A 16952-nucleotide genomic window follows, 5' to 3' on the forward strand; every position below is an offset into this window, starting at 1 on the left:
AAGAACCCGTTGCGTCAGGTGGGTCTTACTTGGTGAACCTGCGGCGGGACAGCCCCATTGCCGCAAGGAGCCCTGCGCCCAGAAGTCCGAGCGTGGCCGGCTCCGGGACGACGGTGAATTCGGCCGTTCCCCCGGTGAGATTACCCAGCCGGGGACGCGAATCGACAATGGGATCGAGCCCGCCGAAGCCGGACATGACCCGAGCCCCCGTCGGATCATTCAGATCAGAAGGATTGTCCGACGGCGTAAGCAGGGTGAAATTGAACGTCGTCTCGGAGACAACATTCGGCATGGTGATGTTGAAAGAACCGAGCCGGAGCGCGCTCCCGTCGCCCGGCAGCAGGTACTGCCCATTCGTATTCAACACGACGCCCAGGTACGCCACCGACGGGATCGGTGGATTCCCGAACGCCGCGTAGCCCACGCCCCCATCCGGAATCGACGTGAAGTCCCAGGTAAACCCGTTGACCGCCATCTCGATGGGATCGTCCGAGTCACGAATGTCGAGTTGGACCAGGCGAAGGTAACGATCCGCGACGCCGCTCACCGGATTCGCCAGGTCGACAAAAACATCGATGGTCTGTCCGGGGTTGTACGGACCGGCCGCGCTGGGCGTGAGCGTGAATTCCTGGGCCACCGCCGCGCGGACCGAGGTCACAAGTATGAATGCAACGAGTGTGCGAACGAATCGACGTGACATGATAGAATTCCCCTCCGGGCAAGTTCGCAGCAACAGCGTCTCGCGGACCGGCCGGGCATTCTGCGCAAGCCTCAAACAGCGTTGCGCGAAAATACCGCAATTTCCTCCATTACTATTTTATCCGTGGGCTATCGTGCAATCAATCCCTAATCGCACCGGGTTGCACCACGCAGATCATCAGTGCACCCTCAAGCACACACTCCCAAAACAGACGGGCGTCGAGCACAAGTGCCCGACGCCCGGTAATCATGGCTTCCTGTGGCCGCTTCGCTGGACCAGCCTGGGTCGACGCTATGCTTTCCGGCGGCGACGCAGCACCGCCAATCCGCCAAGACCCAGCAGCGCCAGCGTAGCCGGCTCGGGCACTACGGTGAGCGAGATCGACCCGCCCGACAGATTTCCCGTACCGGGGCGCGAGTCAATCGTCGGATCGGATGCAATCATGCCGAACCCCGAAGAAACCCGCGTACCCGTGGTCAGATCAAAGGCCGAATCCGGCGGCGTGAGGACGGTGAGGAGATACGTCCCCGGCGCATTGGGCAAGGTCACATTGAACGAGCCAAGACGCAGGGCGCTCCCGTCGCCCGCCAGCAGGTACTGCTGGTTCGGATCTTCGCTCAGCCCCAGGTAACCGACCTGCGGAATCGGCGCCACGCCGGACACGAGGTAGCCGGAGCTCCCCGTGTTGACCGAACTGAAATCCCACGAAAATCCGCCGTTGATCGCCGCTTCAATCGCGTCGTCGGAGTTGCGGATGTCAAGCTGCACATCGCGCAGGTAACGATCCGGCGCACCACTCGGCTGGGACAGATCGACGAAGATGTCGATCGTCTCCCCGCCGGTGTACGTCCCGCCGACGCTGGGCGACAGCGTGAAGGTCTGTGCCTGGGCCGTACCGACCCCAAGCACGACCGCCGTCGCGATGATGGCTAGTTGCTTCAGCATCGATTCCCCCCTCTGCGAGGTATGCTCGCCTCAACCGGGTATCGAGACTCAGCGCCCGATACCCGGGCTTCGCCTTCCAGCAACGAGGCCGGCCCCGGTTCGCCCCTGGTTTACCCCGGCGAACCCCTCCAGCCCTCGCCCGGCCGATCGCAAGGGTGCGACCGAACCGCTCAGGCGAAGCCCTGCATGCCGCGAAATGATCAGGGATTCCCTGACCATCCCGCGGGCTTCATACGGGGACGATTACGCAAAGCGGCGACGGGCCGCAACCAGACCACCGATGCCGAGGAGCAGCAGCGTGGCCGGCTCGGGAACAACGCGGAAGGTCACCGAACCCGCGAGAGGCTCTTGGCCGCCGGTTGCGTTCTGAATCGCGCTCAGGAACACGCTGGGATCACCGAAGAGATCGCTCTCGCGCATCGGGCTGACTTGCACCGTGTGACTGCTGCCCTCCGCCAAGCCCGACGTATCCACGGTCAGCGTGCCAATCAGCAGCGGGGAAGCCCAGCCACCGAAGTTGTTGGCGCCGGCCTGAATGTCGGTTCCACCACCGAGGGCATTGTAAACACCCTGGTCGGCCGGAGCCGCCGGCGGAAGCGACGCCGTGTCGAGGATGCCCTGGGCGTGCATAAACGATAGCCCCAGACCCTCTTCGGAACCGAACAGCGCGTTGTACGCCGCGATCGCTGCATTGCCTTCGGAGGAGATCGTCACCTGGTACTGAACGCTCGCCGTACCGGGAAGAATCTCCGTCGGACCATTGAACTCCACCATGCCCGCCATCGCACTTGACGTCATCGCGAAGGCGGCCAACAATGCGAAACACTTCTTCATAACAAACACTCCTTATCCTCACCGTTTATTTGGGGGGTGCCCCCTTCCCCATCCGTTTCCCGAGAAAGCCGAGCAGGCTTCCGATTATACCCTGTTTTACGAACCAATCCAATCCCAGATTACGGGTGCCCCGTGGGCTTCGCCAAGAATCCGCCCGTCGGGATGTTGCTGTTGGCTGCACCAACGTCAATGGCGTTGATGAACCGGTTTCCATCAATGTCCTGACGACGATTGTCCGCCTGCAGCCCCGCGATGATCGCGTTGTTCACGGTGCCTACGTCGATGGCATTGACAAATCCGTTGTTGTCGGCGTCGCCCGCCATCAAACGATAGTCAAACCTGAACGGAGCGGCATTCGCCCAGGCGCCCAGATTTTCCACGGTGTACCACTTGCGGTGAAGCAGCTGTGCGGGATTCGAGTCGATGATCCGAAGGATACGCGGAGCGTTACCTTGAGCCGGATCGGCCTCAACTGTAAACGCGAAATTCGCACCAACGTTCAGGTCCGGACCAAACGTGCCACCTGCGAAATTCGCACCAGTGGCGGGAGAAGGACCTGCGTTCAGCTCGCGAATCTCGATGCCTGCACCAGAGACGGCGCCGGTCGCGGCGGCAATGTTGGTGTTGAACTTGATGCGGATAACCTGTTGCGAGCTTCGCCAAAGGTTGCCGCCATCGAGCGGGTGCGTGAAAGGCGTCTGGCCCACCGGGGGGACCGCTGGCTCACCGGCGACCACAGCCGTCGGCGTGTTCACCACGAAGTTGTACGTGCCGCCGGTCAGGTTCGCGCCGGGACGATCGATCGTCACCGCGAACGTGTCATCCGGATGCAGGCCGTTGGCGCAAGCGTCCGGCGCGGTGCAGCCGAAGCCGTAGATCACCGCGGCCTTGTCATCGTTGGTCGCGCCACCGGCATTCACCAGATCCAGAGCGTAGCTGCCCGGCGTGGCCGGCATGGTCACCTGGAAGGAGACCACCTGGACCGGGGCGCTAGCCGGAATCGCCAACTGCTGCGTGGGATTCGGACCCAGATTGCCGGGATCGGTGTAGTAATAGGCTGACGCGATGGTATCGGCCGAGTCCACGTTGTAGTGACCGGCGGCACTCTTCGCGAACAGCGTGGCCGGCCCGATGGTCAGTTCCGGAGCCGTGTTGTCGAGCTTGAAGGCGACGAGGCGGAGCAGGTGCTCCACGCCGGCCGGCGTCTGCTCGAGGTAGACGTTGACATTAACCACCTCGCCGGGCAGGTAGTGTCCAATCGGGTTGAGCGCATTTGACGACACGTTCTGCGGAACAATGCGTACGTTCGTTCCCGCAAAAGCCGTGGACGCAACCCCCAGCAATGCTCCCACCACCAATCCGCAAGTCCTCATCGGAAAAGCCTCCTCAATTATGAAACGTTCGCGCCCGGCGAACCCGTTCCCCAAGAGACTGGGCGTCGGCCACAAGCGAAGCAACAATCCGCCACGATCTCCAAAGTGCAAGAATCCCCCTGCGAAGCCTCGCCCCCAAATTCCCCGTGGCGTGGAACCGCCCGGGACCCTCGCTGGCTACAAGGCATACCATTTAACACGTTCAAGGAAGGCAAGTCAAGCGTTGAAAGTCTGATTTCGAGTCGTTTTCACAGTCCATCACGAGCCCCCCGGGCCGGCGGAAATGCCGATTCTTCCGGCGAAATCCACGCTCTTTCTCAACTTTCGGCAACGGCGCGGCTCGTCCGTAGTGGACCGATAATCCCCGTCCCGGAACGACTTTGCGGACGCCCGCCCGGCCGATTCGAAGACCCGATTTTCACAGCCCCCCGACTGGACGAGTTCACGTCCGCCTTTAGAATACCGGACGCATTCCGGTGGCGGCACCCGCGGCGCTGCCCGCGTCCCCTGGCCGGCACGGAACCGGAAAAACCGCAAAGTACTTCAAATAAAGAGGATACAAACATGAGCGTCATGGTTACGCAACCCGCACCGGACTTCACCGCCATGGCGGTGATCAACAAGCAGTTCAAGCAGATTTCGCTCTCTTCCTACCGCGGCAAGTACGTCGTCCTGTTTTTCTGGCCCCTGGACTTCACCTTCGTCTGTCCCACGGAAATCGTGGCCTTCAGCGACGCCTATCCCCATTTTCAGGAGCGGGGCACGGAAGTCCTCGGGGCCTCCGTGGACAGCCACTTTACCCACCTCGCCTGGCAGCAGAAGCCGCGGAGTGAAGGTGGGCTGGGCGACATCGCCTACCCCATGGTCTCCGACCAGACGCACCAGATCGGCCGGGACTACGGCGTGCTCCTGGATGACAAGGGCGTGTCACTTCGCGGACTTTTCCTGATCGACAAGGAGGGGGCCGTGCGCCACATGCTGATCAATGACCTGCCGCTGGGGCGCAGCGTCGACGAGGCCATCCGCATGGTCGATGCCCTTCAGTACTACGAGAAGAACGGCGAGGTCTGCCCGGCCAACTGGCGTCCGGGAGCGGATACGATCAAGCCCGATCCCGAGAGCAGCAAGACGTTCTTCAAGAAGTGGGGGAAGTAGGAACCGGTTCGCTCGCCGCCGCGATCGAGCAGAATGCGGCGTTCGATGGGGGTGCTGATCGCAAACGTCCGGCCAACCTGCCGGACGTTTTTGCTGCGCGGCATGCTGGACGCGCGGCGTTGACGTTCGCACGAGCAAACAAGGAGATGCAGCATGAAAGCGGCCGAGTTGTTTGTGAAATGCCTGGAAAATGAGCACCCGCCGTTTCTCTTCGGCTTGCCCGGCGAGGAGAACATGGACGTTCTCGACGCCTTGCTCGACAGTTCGCTGCGCTTCGTCCAGACGCGGCATGAGCAGGGCGCGGCGTTCATGGCCGACGTGCAGGGACGCCTGACCGGGCGGGCTTCCGTCTGCCTGGCGACGCTCGGACCCGGTGCAACCAACCTCGTTACCGGTGTGGCCGACGCCAACATGGACCGTGCCCCGCTCGTGGCCGTAACCGGTCAGGGCGGAATCTCCCGCTTGCACAAGGAATCCCATCAGGCCATGGATCTCGTGGCCCTGTTCCGGCCCATGACCAAATACAACGCCCAGTTGGTCACGCCGGGGATCATCCCCGAGGTGGTCCGCAAGGCCTTCAAGGTCGCCCAGACGGAGAAATTCGGGGCGACCCACATTGACTTCCCGGAGGACATTGCGAGCATGCCGGCCGAAGGCGAGCCGCTCCCCGTCCAGCAGCCCAAAGACGCGGAGCCACGGACCTCGCAGATCGAGTCGGCGGCCGCGCTGATCAACCAGGCCCGCTTTCCGATCATCCTCGCGGGCAACGGGGTTATCCGCGACAACGCTTCCCCGGCGCTCCGCGCGTTCGTCGAGAAAAGCGGCATCCCTTGCGCGCACACGTTCATGGCCAAGGGCGTTGTTCCCTACACCAGCGAACTCTCGCTGCTGGCCGTGGGTCTTCAGGCCAAGGACGTGGTCAACTGCGGGCTCGAGCGCGCCGACGTCGTGCTTTGCATCGGCTACGACCTCGTCGAATACCACCCCCAGCGCTGGAACGAGGGCCGCGACAAGAAGGTCATCCACATCGACCGCTCTCCGGCCGAAGTAGACGCGCACTACACCGTGGCCGTGGGAATCGAAGCGGGCCTGACGGAAACGCTCTCGGAGCTGGGGGAGCGGATCACGCCGCGTTCCGATCGGGCGGTGCACACGCTGCGTCGTGCGATCCTCGACGAATTGCAGGAACTCTCCGAGGATGCCTCGTTCCCCGTGAAGCCGCAGCGGATCATGCACGATGCCCGCCGCGCCATGGGAGCCGAGGACATCCTCATTTCCGACGTCGGCGCCCACAAACTGTGGGTGGCCCGGATGTATCCCGCCCTGGAACCGAACACCTGCCTGATCTCCAACGGTTTCGCCTCGATGGGCATCGCCCTGCCCGGGGCGATCGCGGCCAAGCTGCTTTATCCCGATCGGCGCGTCTTGGCGGTGTGCGGCGACGGCGGATTCCTCATGAACTGCCAGGAGATGGAGACGGCCGTTCGCGTCGGCGCCCCGATCGTATGCCTGGTTCTCAGCGACGGCACGTTCGGGCTGATCAAGTGGAAGCAGCAGGTTCAATTCGGCCGACCGGCGTTCATTGATTTCGGCAACCCGGATCTGGTGATGCTGGCCCGCAGCTTCGGCTGGGAGGGCGTGCGTATCGCCGCCGCAGACGAACTGAAACCGGCGCTGGAGTCGGCTTTTGCTTCCCAGCGCCCCACGGTTATCGACTGCCCGGTGGACTACAGCGAGAATGTCAAGCTGACCGAACGGCTGGGCAAACTCGTCTGCCCCATCTGAGCCCGCGGTTCGGGCTGACGGGGCCTGTTTGCATCGAGTGCGTGACGATGGGTAGCAAGCCCTCACACGTGGACACCACCATCCGCGATGCGACGCGCGGGATCGATCTTGCGGCACGGGCGCCGCGCACCGAAGGCCCACCTATCCCTGCGCCCCGTTCAACGCAGAGAGGAACGCTTGAAGGCGACGAGAACGCCTGGCCTCGCCTGGGCCTTGTCGACTGGCTGGCGATCCTATTGACCATTCTTGTCGCCGTTGCGATCACCGTTCCGCGCCTGCCCCCGGGAATCTGCCTTGGGGATTCCGGCGGGTTCCAACTGGCCGCGGCGACATTGGGCATCACCCACCCCCCGGGCTACGCGGGATATGTTTCCATCGCACACGTTGTTTCGTGGATTCCGGGCCTAGATCCGCCCCTAACAGTGACATTACTATGTCACTTGTCGGGTTTGGCCGTCCTCGCCTTGTGCATGATGTTTCAGATCCGGCTGGGCGTGCACGCATTCCTGGCCGGCGCGCTGACGCTGCTGTTGTGCGCGTACGTTCAAATATGGACCAATCTGATCAAGGCCGAGGTCTACCTGCCATCGTTGGCGCTGATGTCCGCGTCGTTCTACCTGCTGTTGCGATACGCCGCCCTGGGGCATCGTCGAGATCTTCTCATCGCGGCCTTGGTGTACGGTCTGGTCGTGGCCAATCGGCCCCCCGCCATTCTGGCCCTGCCCTTCGTGCTCAGCGCCTGGTGGATAGCGCGACGGCGATGGGAAACCGGGGGGACCTCAGCGGTACGGACGCTACTGCTCCTGTCGCTGCTGGCGGCGCTGCCCGGTATCTACTCATTCGCTTACTACTGGGTCCGCGACGCCAAGACTACGCCCTACAACTATCTGGACGTCCTCAATGCTGAAACACACGAGCTGCCGGAATCGTCCGATGGCGCCCAGGCGAAACTACGCCGCGTCGTCTGGCTCGCCCGGGCCGAGCAGTTTCGCTATCTCATGGGCAACAACTGGAACGGAATTCGCGCGAAAATGCGCTGGCTGCGGCTCGGCCTGCTGGACAACTCCATTCTGGATACGTTCGAAGCGAACATGCTGCTGCTGGCCCCCGTGCCCTCCGGCACCGTCTCGCTGATCCTGATTCTCTCGTTGAGCACGCTGGGCCTGGTGCGCACGCTTCGGCGGAACCCGGCCGCGGCAATGCTGTTGCTGGGCATGATCTTCTCGAGCGTGGCCTTCGTTTGCTACTACCGCATCGCTGGTGATGCGGCCGACATTCGTCCTCTCCTGTTCGCGCTGATCGTGCTGATCGGCGTCGGACTTACGCCGGTCTTCCCGCGGACGACCCGCCGGTTTGGAGCCGTGGCGGCCACGATCGTCTTCCTCCTCACCGTGGGCGTCACGTTCATTGACGCCCCTGGACGGCGCTGGCCGGGCCCCCGCCCGGACGCTCGTCCGTTGCTCCGCGACGTGAACCTCGCTTCTCTGCCGCCCGATGCCGTGGTCTTTGCCGCCTGGCCTGCGGCGACGCCGCTTTGGTATGCGCGGCTGTTCATCACGCCGCGCCCCGACGTGACCATCATTAACGCCCAGACCTACAACTGGTTCGCCATGTTCGATCCACGATTCGCCGACCGCACATTCGCGGCCGTGCCCGTCGCCCCGGAATGGCCCGGCTATGAATGGGTCCCGCACGGCAAGATTCTGCGGCTGGAGCCTTTGGCCGAAACCGGGATTGGGGCGCCATAGTTCCCGTGGCGCCGGAACACCTAACGTTGGGGGCCAACCTTGACGGTAATCGGCGCGGCGAGTAGCCTCCGGCAGTCACCATCCAAGGTTGTTCGGATAGCGGCGGAAGAAAGGTCCCGGGGACAGTTCGCCGCAGGCTTCCCTTCGACCTGAACGAGATGACTGGCCTGGAGAGGTGGGTGAGTGGCTGAAACCGACGGTTTGCTAAACCGTTGTACTGGGTAAACCTGGTACCGCGGGTTCGAATCCCGCCCTCTCCGATCGTTTCTCACGTCCTGACAAGTTTGCCGCGAAAGATCCCCGATCTGCGCCCGCCCGCAATCCGTGCCCTCCGCACGGCCTACACGTCCAGGTTCTTCACGTTCGTGGCATTGTCCTCGATGAACCGCCGGCGGATTTCCACGTTGTCGCCCATGAGCAAGCGGAAGATGCGGTCGGCTTCGCGGGCGTCGAGCTCCGCCTGCTCGATGTCCTCCATGTCCTCGGAGATGACCACGCGCAGCAGCGTGCGAACCTCAGGGTCCATGGTCGTCTCCCAGAGCTCCTCGGAGTTCATCTCGCCCAACCCCTTGAAGCGCTTCACGGCCATGCCCTCACGGCCGAGGCTCCGCACGCCGGGCGCGACTTCGACAAGATTGTCCATCTCGTGCAGCTTCTCGTCGCTGTCGCGAACCAGAAACTTGGCCGGAGGCAACTCGCCCGTGACCAGCTCCTCGCGAACCAGAAACAGGTCCGCAATGGAAAGACCTTTGGCTTCGATCCGCGCAAGAATGTCGTCGATCGCCCGGCATTCCGAGAGCGGGAAGCGCACGATGCGCCCGGCCGCGTCGTCCTCCGCATTCTGACGCGCCTCGTCGGCGTCGGTCTCGGAGAGCAACACGTGGCGACTTTCCATGACCTCCACCGGCTTGCCTGCCCGGTCGGATTCCTCCGACACAATTTCCGCCACGGCCTCCTCGGTGTGCACGAAGCGCTCTTCCGGCTCCTCCACTCCCGCGCGGTGAATGTGCAGAAGCACCTTCGGCAAGCCGCGTTGCGGATCGCGGTGCTGCTCGACCAAGGTGCGAAAATCCAGCCCGCGCCGCGCCAGGACGCGGCGCTGCGTCTCCAGCGCATCGAGGTCGGTGATCAACTCGCGCAGTGCCGCGCCGTCAATCACGCGTTCCGCTCCCGCGCCGTCGCGAACCAGCAGCGCCGAACCACCCAGTCCAATCTCCGATAGCTTGGCGTTCAGCACACGATCGTCGAGCACGTATTCGGTGTGTTTCCCCTTGCGTACCTGGTAGAGCGGCGGCTGGGCCACGAACACCCGGCCCGCCTCGACCAATGGCCGCATGTGCCGGAAGAGGAACGTCAGCAGGAGCGTACGGATGTGCGAGCCGTCCACGTCGGCGTCGGTCATGATCACGATCTTGCCGTAACGGCACTTGGCGACATCGAACTCCTCCTTGCCGATGCCGCATCCGATGGCCGAGATCATCTTGGTGATCTCGTCGTGCGACAGCATCTTGTCGACCCGGGCCTTCTCTACGTTCAGGATCTTGCCCTTGAGCGGAAGGATGGCCTGCGTGAACGAGTCGCGCCCCTGCTTGGCGATGCCCCCGGCCGAGTCGCCCTCCACCAGGTAGAGCTCCGTCGAATCCGAGTCCTTGCTGCGGCAGTCCCAGAGCTTGCCGGGCAGTCCTCCGCTGCTCAGCGCGCTCTTGCGCGAAAGATCGCGCGCCTTGCGGGCAGCCTCGCGCGCCTGGGCCGCCTGGATGCCCTTCTGCACGATCTTGCGGGCGTCGGTCGGATGCTCCTCGAAGTAGTTCCCGAGGCGCTCATTGAGCAACTGCTGGAGGAACGTCTCCACTTCGGGATTCAGCAGCTTGACCTTGGTCTGGGCTTCGAACTTCGGATCGCGCAGCTTGACCGCCGCCACGGCGATCAGTCCCTCGCGCCAATCGTCTCCCGTAACCTGCGTGTTACCCTTGATCAGATCATTCTTCTTCGCGTAGTTGGCCGCGACGCGGGCCACGGCCGTCTTCAGCGCCGACATGTGCGTGCCGCCGTGCACGTTATGAATGTTGTTGGCAAAACAGATGAGGTTCTCTTCGTAGGCATCCGTGAACAGGAGCGACACCTGGCATGCCAGGCCGCTGTCCGCATCCTCGCCGCGGATCAGGATCGGCTCCTTGTGCAGCCACTCGACGCCCTCCGCCAGGTGCCCGCAGAAATCCTTCAGCCCGTCTTCGTAGTAGTATTCGCTCTCCCGCCCGCCGATCTCGTCCACGATGCGGATGCGCAGGCGGTCGTTCAGGTACGCCAACTCCCTCGCCCGGTTCTGGAGTGTTTCGTATTTGAACTCGCATTCCTGAAAAACGTTGGGGTCGGGTTTGAATTCGATAGTCGTCCCGGTGCGATCCGTACCGGCGGTGGACTGCATCTCCTGTACCGTCGCCCCGCGCTCGAAGCGCATCGTGTGGATCTTTCCGTCGCGATGGACCTCCACCCGCAGCCACTCGCTCAGTGCGTTGACCACGCTGATGCCCAGCCCGTGCAGACCACCCGACACCTTGTAGCTCTTGCGGTCGAACTTTCCCCCCGAGTTCAGCACGGTCATGACCACCTCCAGCGCGGGGCGACCGTTGAGCTTGGGGTTCTCGTGCTTCATCGGACCAACGGGAATTCCCCGGCCGTTGTCCACCACGGCGCAGCTCCCGTCGGCGTTCAACCGGATGAGGATGGAATCGCAATAACCCTCCAGGGCCTCATCGACGGCATTGTCCAGCGCCTCATAAACGAGATGATGAAGTCCTGCTGAGCCCGTTCCACCGATGTACATGCCGGGGTTCTTCTGAACGGCTGCAAGCCCCTCGAGAACAGTGATGCTGGATTCGTCGTAACGCGGTTCCGTCAGCATAGTTTGCGACATATACCTTTCACCTGCCCGCCGACCTGTCATCGAGGCCGGACGCCGGGATGATATGCAGTTGCACGCCGTGGTCACCCCAGGCGAAATGCACCTGGCGGATCGCCGGCATTCCGTGTGCGACGCGCAGCACGGATTCCAAGCGGCTGCGCCATTGCGCTCGAATACCGAACACTTGCCCGTGCTCGGCCACGTTGATCACCAGTACGCCCGACCGTATCGCCGCCAGACGACACTGCTCACGAAACGGCTCGTCAGTATGCGGGGCAAGATAATCCGCCACTTGCTGCAGCGCCGTATCGGCTTCGCCGTCCAGCCCCCACGCCAGGGAGAGCACGCGCTCGCCCACGGTCGTCGTCCGCCGCCGGCGCGCCCGGTTCCGCTGGACCCAGGACAGTTGCTCCTCTGACATTCGCAATCTCATCACCGGACGAGGACGTGCTTGCGGCGGCGGCCCGAGCGTCATGCCGAACCCAGATTCACCGGCATGACCACGTACAGGAACCCCTCCCCGGAGCGAAGCAGACCAGGCCGGTTTGCATCCTTCAGCGCAAACGTGATGCGCTCGGCCTGCCCCTGTGCGACCTTGAGCACGTCCAGCAGAAAGACGGGATTGAACCCGATCTCCATGGGCTCGCCCTTGTATTGTACAGGAATCGAGACGCTGGCTTCACCCTGTTCCGGCGCCCGGCTGCTGAGGGTCAACTCACCGTCTTTGAGCGAGAAGCGGACACCCTTGGACTCTTCGTTGGTCAATAACGCCGCCCGCTTCAGCGCCCCGAGGAACTCGTCCGTCTCAAGCTCCAGAACGCGATCACAATCGGACGGAATGACGCTCCGGTAGTCTGGGAAATGACCTTCCACGAGCGAGCTGCTCACCAGCGCCCCACCGACGCTCAACAGAATCTGCGACGGCAGGATCTTCACACCCACGGCCCCCTCGCTATCGGCGTGGAGCCGGTTGAAAAGCGAGAGCGCTTTGCCGGGCACAATAACCGAAGGTATCTCCCGTACAGGCGCGCCCATCAGTTCCCCATGGGCCACGGAAAGGCGCCGGCCGTCGGTGCCCGCCAGCGTGAGCTTCGAGTCCTTCGTTTCCCAGAGTACCCCGTTGATGGCGAAACGGGTGCTCTCGCGGGCGGCGGCAAAGGCCGTCCACTCCACGAGCTTGCGCAGGACGCCGTCGGACACCGTGAAATCGGGCCCGTCCTCCATCGTGGGCACCGCCGGAAAATCCGCGGGATCTTGCGTGACGATCTGGAAGTGACTCCCGGAACCTCGAATGTGCAGATGGTTTCCCTTGGTCTCCGCGGTGAGCACGTCGTCATTGCATTCGCTGACAATCCGCGAGAGGGTGTCGGCAACGACCAGGGTCTCCCCCGTCTTGCCCACCTCGACCTGGGAAACGGCCGCGCGAAGAGCCAGCTCGAGATCGGTTGCCGACAGCAACAGGACATCGGAGCGCGCCTCAAGTCGAACACAGCGCAATACCGGCTTGGGTGTTCGCGCCGCCGCCACGGCACATACTGCCCGCAGGGCATCGGCCATCTCTTCACGGTTGAAGTTCAGTTTCATTGCCTGCTGCTCCCTCGCCTGCTGCTTTCCCCAGCCCGTCCGGATGTTTCTCAGTCCGGCCTACTCGATTCAATTCTCTATATAGGTACATATGGTACCCGTTGTAGGCTCCGTGAAAAGTGTTCGATATGGCCCGGCGGGTTCCTAAACATCGCCTTTTCCAATGGTTCGTATCCGTCCAAAACTCACGCCGCGCGACCGTGGTTGTGTACAAGATTGTCAGTCATGCGTCGCTTAGCCACACGGTTTGGCCTGTCCCACGCTCGGGTCCGCGTTACGCCTGTGATACCGTGATTTCAGCGCTGCTGCGCTGTCAGTCCCGCCCCCGTCGCCATCTCAGTTTCCGCCCCTGCGGATTTCCTCCCCGAGTTCCCTCACGAGACGTGCCAGGTCGACGTCTTCGGCCAGGCGCCGCCCCATCTGCCGCGTGGCGTGCAGAACGGTCGTGTGGTCCCGCCCCCCGAAGTAACCGCCGATCTGCTCCAGGCTGTCGTGTGTGAACTGCCGGGCAAGGTACATGCAGAGGTGTCGCGGCAGCGTGACCGATTTCGCGCGGTTTTTGCCTTGTAGGGCCGAAACCTTCAATTTGAAGCGCCGGGCGACGACTTCCATGATGCGTTGCGTCTGCACGATCATCATGGGTTCAGGGCCGAGCGCCGAGCGGGCCAACTCGATGGTGACCTTCCCGCCGTCCAGTTGGCTCAGTGCGTCGAGACGCAGCAGGGCGCCCTCCAGTTCGCGGATGTTGTTCTCGAAACGCAGGGCGATGTACTCCAGAACCTCGTCCGGAACGGGGACACATCGTAACTTCGATTTGCGCCGCAGAATCGCCAGCCGCGTCTCGAGGCACGGCCGGTCGATCAGGGCCACCAGCCCCGAATTGAAACGGCTCACGAGACGCTCTTCGAGACTCGGGATTTCGGAGGGCGGACAGTCGGCCGACAATATGATCTGCCGCTGCGTCTGATGCAGCGTATTGAACGTGTGAAAAAACTCCTCCTGGCTTCGCTCACGGGTGCCAAGGAACTGGATGTCATCGATCACCAGCGCGTCGACGTGTCGGAACCGGTGGCGGAAATGGTGCAGCGCGCCGACCTCGACGGCCTCGATAAAGTGATTGATGAAGGCCTCGCAGGAAAGATAGGCAAGTTTGAGCGGGTGTTGATCCTTGGAAATACGGTGACAGATCGCCTGAAGCAGGTGGGTTTTACCTAAACCAGCGGATCCGTGTACAAATAGTGGGTTATAAGAGCGCCCGGGTTGCTCGCTGACCGCCGTCGCGGCAGCGTGCGCCAGCCGATTCCCAGGGCCAACGATGAAATTCTCGAAGCTGTAGTCAGGGTTGAGGGGCAACTCTTCAAACGCGAACGCCGGCTCCGCGTGGTTGTCCTCCTGCGGCTCCTCCGCCCAGAAGCGCACGGAAACGAGTCGCCCGGTAACGGTCTGGGCGGCTTCGGAGAACGCCCGGCGGCAGTTACGCTGAAGGTAGTCGAGTTGGAAGAGATTGCGGGCCTGGATCGAGATCGTCCCACCGACGAGATTTCCATCGTCAAGATCGCTGAACCAGCCTCTGGCGAGGCCCGGGTGGTTCTCGCGAACCAGGCGCAGGACGTGCTCCAGCGTTTGGCGGGTGGTCGTGGCCATTGCTTGTCAGAAGACCGGTAGCGCGATCAGACGGGTGAATCTGTCTACAGCGTGGATCTCGCGCCAGCCTGAGCCGAACAGTCCGTTATCGATCTCGAATCCCGCGTGACGAGCCCGCCATTGTACCGATAACACGCTGTATTCGCCAGCAATTACTTGGCTCGGAGCGGGGAAGTGACGGCCTCGGGGAAAGCCCCCACTCACGCGTTTGCTCCCGGGCGGTGGCGAGGATCCGGCAGGCTCTTACCATGATGGGGATTGCTTTCGAAGCAGGCCTGAGCAGGGAGGTGGCGGCCATGAGCGCAGCGGCGGAGGCAAAGAGCGACGGGCAGATGGGCCTGGCGTTTCCGGCGACGGAGGCCAGGGAAACGGGGGAGTCAGGGCAAGAGGATGCAGGTATGGCCAAGGCGGGTGAGAGGACTTCGAGAGAATCGGGGAAGCGGGCGTCCAAGCCGCGCACGGCGGTCACGGCCGAGGGCATGGCCAGGCAGCAGCGGGACATCTCCGTCTCCGAGTTCTTCGCCAAGAACCGCCACCTGCTCGGCTTCGACAACAAGCGCAAGGCCCTTCTGACCACGGTCAAGGAGGCGGTGGACAACAGCCTCGACGCGTGCGAGGAGGCCGGAATCCTCCCCGACCTGGAAATCACGATCCAGCAGACCGATGCCGACCGCTTCCGCGTGCTCGTGCGCGACAACGGCCCGGGCATCGTCAAGCAGCAGATTCCCAACGTCTTCGGCAAGTTGCTCTACGGCTCGAAGTTTCACCGGCTGAAGATGTCCCGCGGGCAACAGGGCATCGGAATCAGCGCCGCGGGGATGTACGGGCTGATCACCACGGGCAAGCCGATCCGGATCATCAGCCGCACATCGTCGCGATCGCCGGCACACATGTACCTCATTGCCATTGACACCAAGAAGAACAAGCCGGACATCATCCGCGACGAGACCATCGAGGTGGAATGGGCCCACGGCACGGAAGTCTGCATCGAGCTGGTCGGTTCGTACAACAAAGGCCGGGCAAGCGTCGATGAGTACCTGGAACTGACGGCGATCGCCAATCCCCACGCGCGGATCGCCTATCGCCCTCCGGCGGGTGAGGCGGTGGAGTTCCCGCGCGGGACGGAGAACCTCCCGGCCGAGACCAGGGAGATCAAGCCCCATCCCTACGGCATCGAGCTCGGCACGCTCATGAAGATGCTGAAAGACACGCCGGCCAAGAAGGTCGGCGCGTTCCTGGCGGACGAGTTCTCGCGCGTGAGTCCGTCGGTCGCCAGGAAGGTCTGCGCCGACGCGGGCATCACCACATCCACATGGGTCAACTCCCTCGAGCCGCCGGCTATCGAGAAGATCTACAATGCCCTTCAGAATTCGAAGCTGAAGGCACCCTCCACGGACTGCCTGGCGCCGATGGGCGCCGAGGCCATCCTCGCGGGACTGCTGCGCGGGGTGAAGGCGGAGTTCTACACGGCCAGCACGCGCCCCCCGTCCGTGTATCGCGGCAATCCGTTTCAGATCGAGGTCGGCCTGGCATACGGCGGGGAGTTGGGGCTGGACCGCCACGACATCGAGGACGAGGCTGCGGGCGGGAAAAACGGCGGCAAGAACGGCGACGCCGAAGCAAGCGCCCGCGTGATTCGCTTCGCCAACCGCGTTCCCCTGCTCTACCAGCAGGGCTCGTGCTGCATGTTCAAGGCCACGACCGAAACGCGCTGGAACAACTACGGCATCTCGCAGTCGAGCGGATCGCTGCCGCGTGCGCCGATGGTCATTCTCATCCACGTGGCCAGCGTGTGGGTGCCCTTCGTGTCGGAAAGCAAGGAGGCCGTGGCGGATTACGACGAAATCCGCAAGGAGATCAAGCTGGGCATCTCGGAGTGCAGCCGGCGCCTGGCGACGCTGCTGAAACGCAAGCGGAAAAAGGCCGACTACACCCGGCGGCGCGACGTGTTCACGCGTTATATCGATGAAGTTGTCGAGGCCACGCGGGCGATCGCGGTGATCAACAAGGAGGATTTCCGCAAGTCGCTGCTGGAGTTGTCGCGGCAGTTCACCGCCCACGCCGACCTGGAGTTCGACGAGCACGGCAAGGTCATCAAGACGGCGCACGAGGGGAACGATCTGGGCTTGCAGGACACGATCGTCGTGGAGCGCGAGGGCTCGCCCGAGGTTTCGGAGGAGCTCTTCGACGCCGGCGAGGGCAACGGCCGGGTCAGGAATTCCGGCAAATCCGCGAAGAAGAAGCGAGGGCGCGGAAAAGTAAAGAGCCGGTCATAGCGCGCG

12 protein-coding genes and 1 tRNA gene are annotated in these 16952 nt (G+C 63.0%); 5 read left to right on the forward strand and 8 right to left on the reverse strand.

Features of this window, described 5'->3' with window-relative positions; translation table 11 throughout:
• Positions 1–25: 25 nt before the first annotated feature.
• The 4 genes from J5J06_11570 to J5J06_11585 all read right to left on the reverse strand — a co-directional run bounded on the left by J5J06_11570 (position 26) and on the right by J5J06_11585 (position 3852).
• Positions 26–700: a PEP-CTERM sorting domain-containing protein gene (locus tag J5J06_11570; protein ID MCO6437719.1), complete on the reverse strand. Its 675-nt coding sequence runs from the start codon at positions 698–700 to the stop codon at positions 26–28.
• A 291-nt stretch (positions 701–991) separates the two neighbouring features.
• The gene (locus tag J5J06_11575; GenBank protein MCO6437720.1) at positions 992–1645 is read right to left on the reverse strand and encodes a PEP-CTERM sorting domain-containing protein; all 654 of its coding nucleotides are present in this window, start codon (positions 1643–1645) and stop codon (positions 992–994) included.
• Positions 1646–1888: 243 nt separating this feature from the next.
• Positions 1889–2479, reverse strand: a complete 591-nt coding sequence (locus J5J06_11580) for a PEP-CTERM sorting domain-containing protein (protein ID MCO6437721.1) — start codon at positions 2477–2479, stop codon at positions 1889–1891.
• 119 nt (positions 2480–2598) lie between these two features.
• Positions 2599–3852 carry a hypothetical protein gene (locus J5J06_11585; protein ID MCO6437722.1) on the reverse strand — a complete coding sequence of 418 codons (1254 nt, stop codon included), beginning with the start codon at positions 3850–3852 and terminating at the stop codon, positions 2599–2601.
• A 564-nt stretch (positions 3853–4416) separates the two neighbouring features.
• Here J5J06_11585 and J5J06_11590 point away from each other — a divergent pair.
• The 4 genes from J5J06_11590 (at position 4417) to J5J06_11605 (ending at position 8800) form a co-directional block, all read left to right on the forward strand.
• Entirely contained in the window at positions 4417–5007 is a 591-nt protein-coding gene (locus J5J06_11590) for a peroxiredoxin (GenBank protein ID MCO6437723.1), read from the forward strand.
• 153 nt (positions 5008–5160) lie between these two features.
• Complete coding sequence (locus J5J06_11595) at positions 5161–6792, forward strand: acetolactate synthase large subunit (GenBank protein ID MCO6437724.1); 1632 nt, start codon at positions 5161–5163, stop codon at positions 6790–6792.
• Between the two features lie 47 nt (positions 6793–6839).
• On the forward strand, positions 6840–8540 hold the full coding sequence (locus tag J5J06_11600; protein ID MCO6437725.1) for a DUF2723 domain-containing protein: 1701 nt from the start codon (positions 6840–6842) through the stop codon (positions 8538–8540).
• A 169-nt stretch (positions 8541–8709) separates the two neighbouring features.
• Positions 8710–8800: transfer RNA gene (locus J5J06_11605), tRNA-Ser, on the forward strand.
• A gap of 80 nt (positions 8801–8880) precedes the next feature.
• On the opposite strand, the gene J5J06_11610 is transcribed toward J5J06_11605, so the two are convergent.
• From J5J06_11610 to dnaA, 4 genes are all read right to left on the reverse strand, one after another.
• Complete coding sequence (locus tag J5J06_11610; protein MCO6437726.1) at positions 8881–11454, reverse strand: DNA gyrase subunit B; 2574 nt, start codon at positions 11452–11454, stop codon at positions 8881–8883.
• A 7-nt stretch (positions 11455–11461) separates the two neighbouring features.
• Complete coding sequence (locus tag J5J06_11615) at positions 11462–11863, reverse strand: hypothetical protein (protein MCO6437727.1); 402 nt, start codon at positions 11861–11863, stop codon at positions 11462–11464.
• A 50-nt stretch (positions 11864–11913) separates the two neighbouring features.
• Entirely contained in the window at positions 11914–13026 is a 1113-nt protein-coding gene (gene dnaN, locus J5J06_11620) for a DNA polymerase III subunit beta (GenBank protein ID MCO6437728.1), read from the reverse strand.
• Between the two features lie 336 nt (positions 13027–13362).
• Positions 13363–14670, reverse strand: coding sequence for a chromosomal replication initiator protein DnaA (gene dnaA / locus J5J06_11625; GenBank protein ID MCO6437729.1), 1308 nt, complete (start codon positions 14668–14670; stop codon positions 13363–13365).
• A 296-nt stretch (positions 14671–14966) separates the two neighbouring features.
• On the opposite strand from dnaA, the gene J5J06_11630 reads away from it, so the two are divergent.
• Positions 14967–16946, forward strand: coding sequence for a DNA topoisomerase VI subunit B (locus J5J06_11630; protein MCO6437730.1), 1980 nt, complete (start codon positions 14967–14969; stop codon positions 16944–16946).
• The last annotated feature ends 6 nt before the right edge of the window (positions 16947–16952 follow it).

The organism is Phycisphaerae bacterium, from assembly GCA_024102815.1.
Classification (GTDB): Bacteria; Planctomycetota; Phycisphaerae; order UBA1845; family UBA1845; genus JAGFJJ01.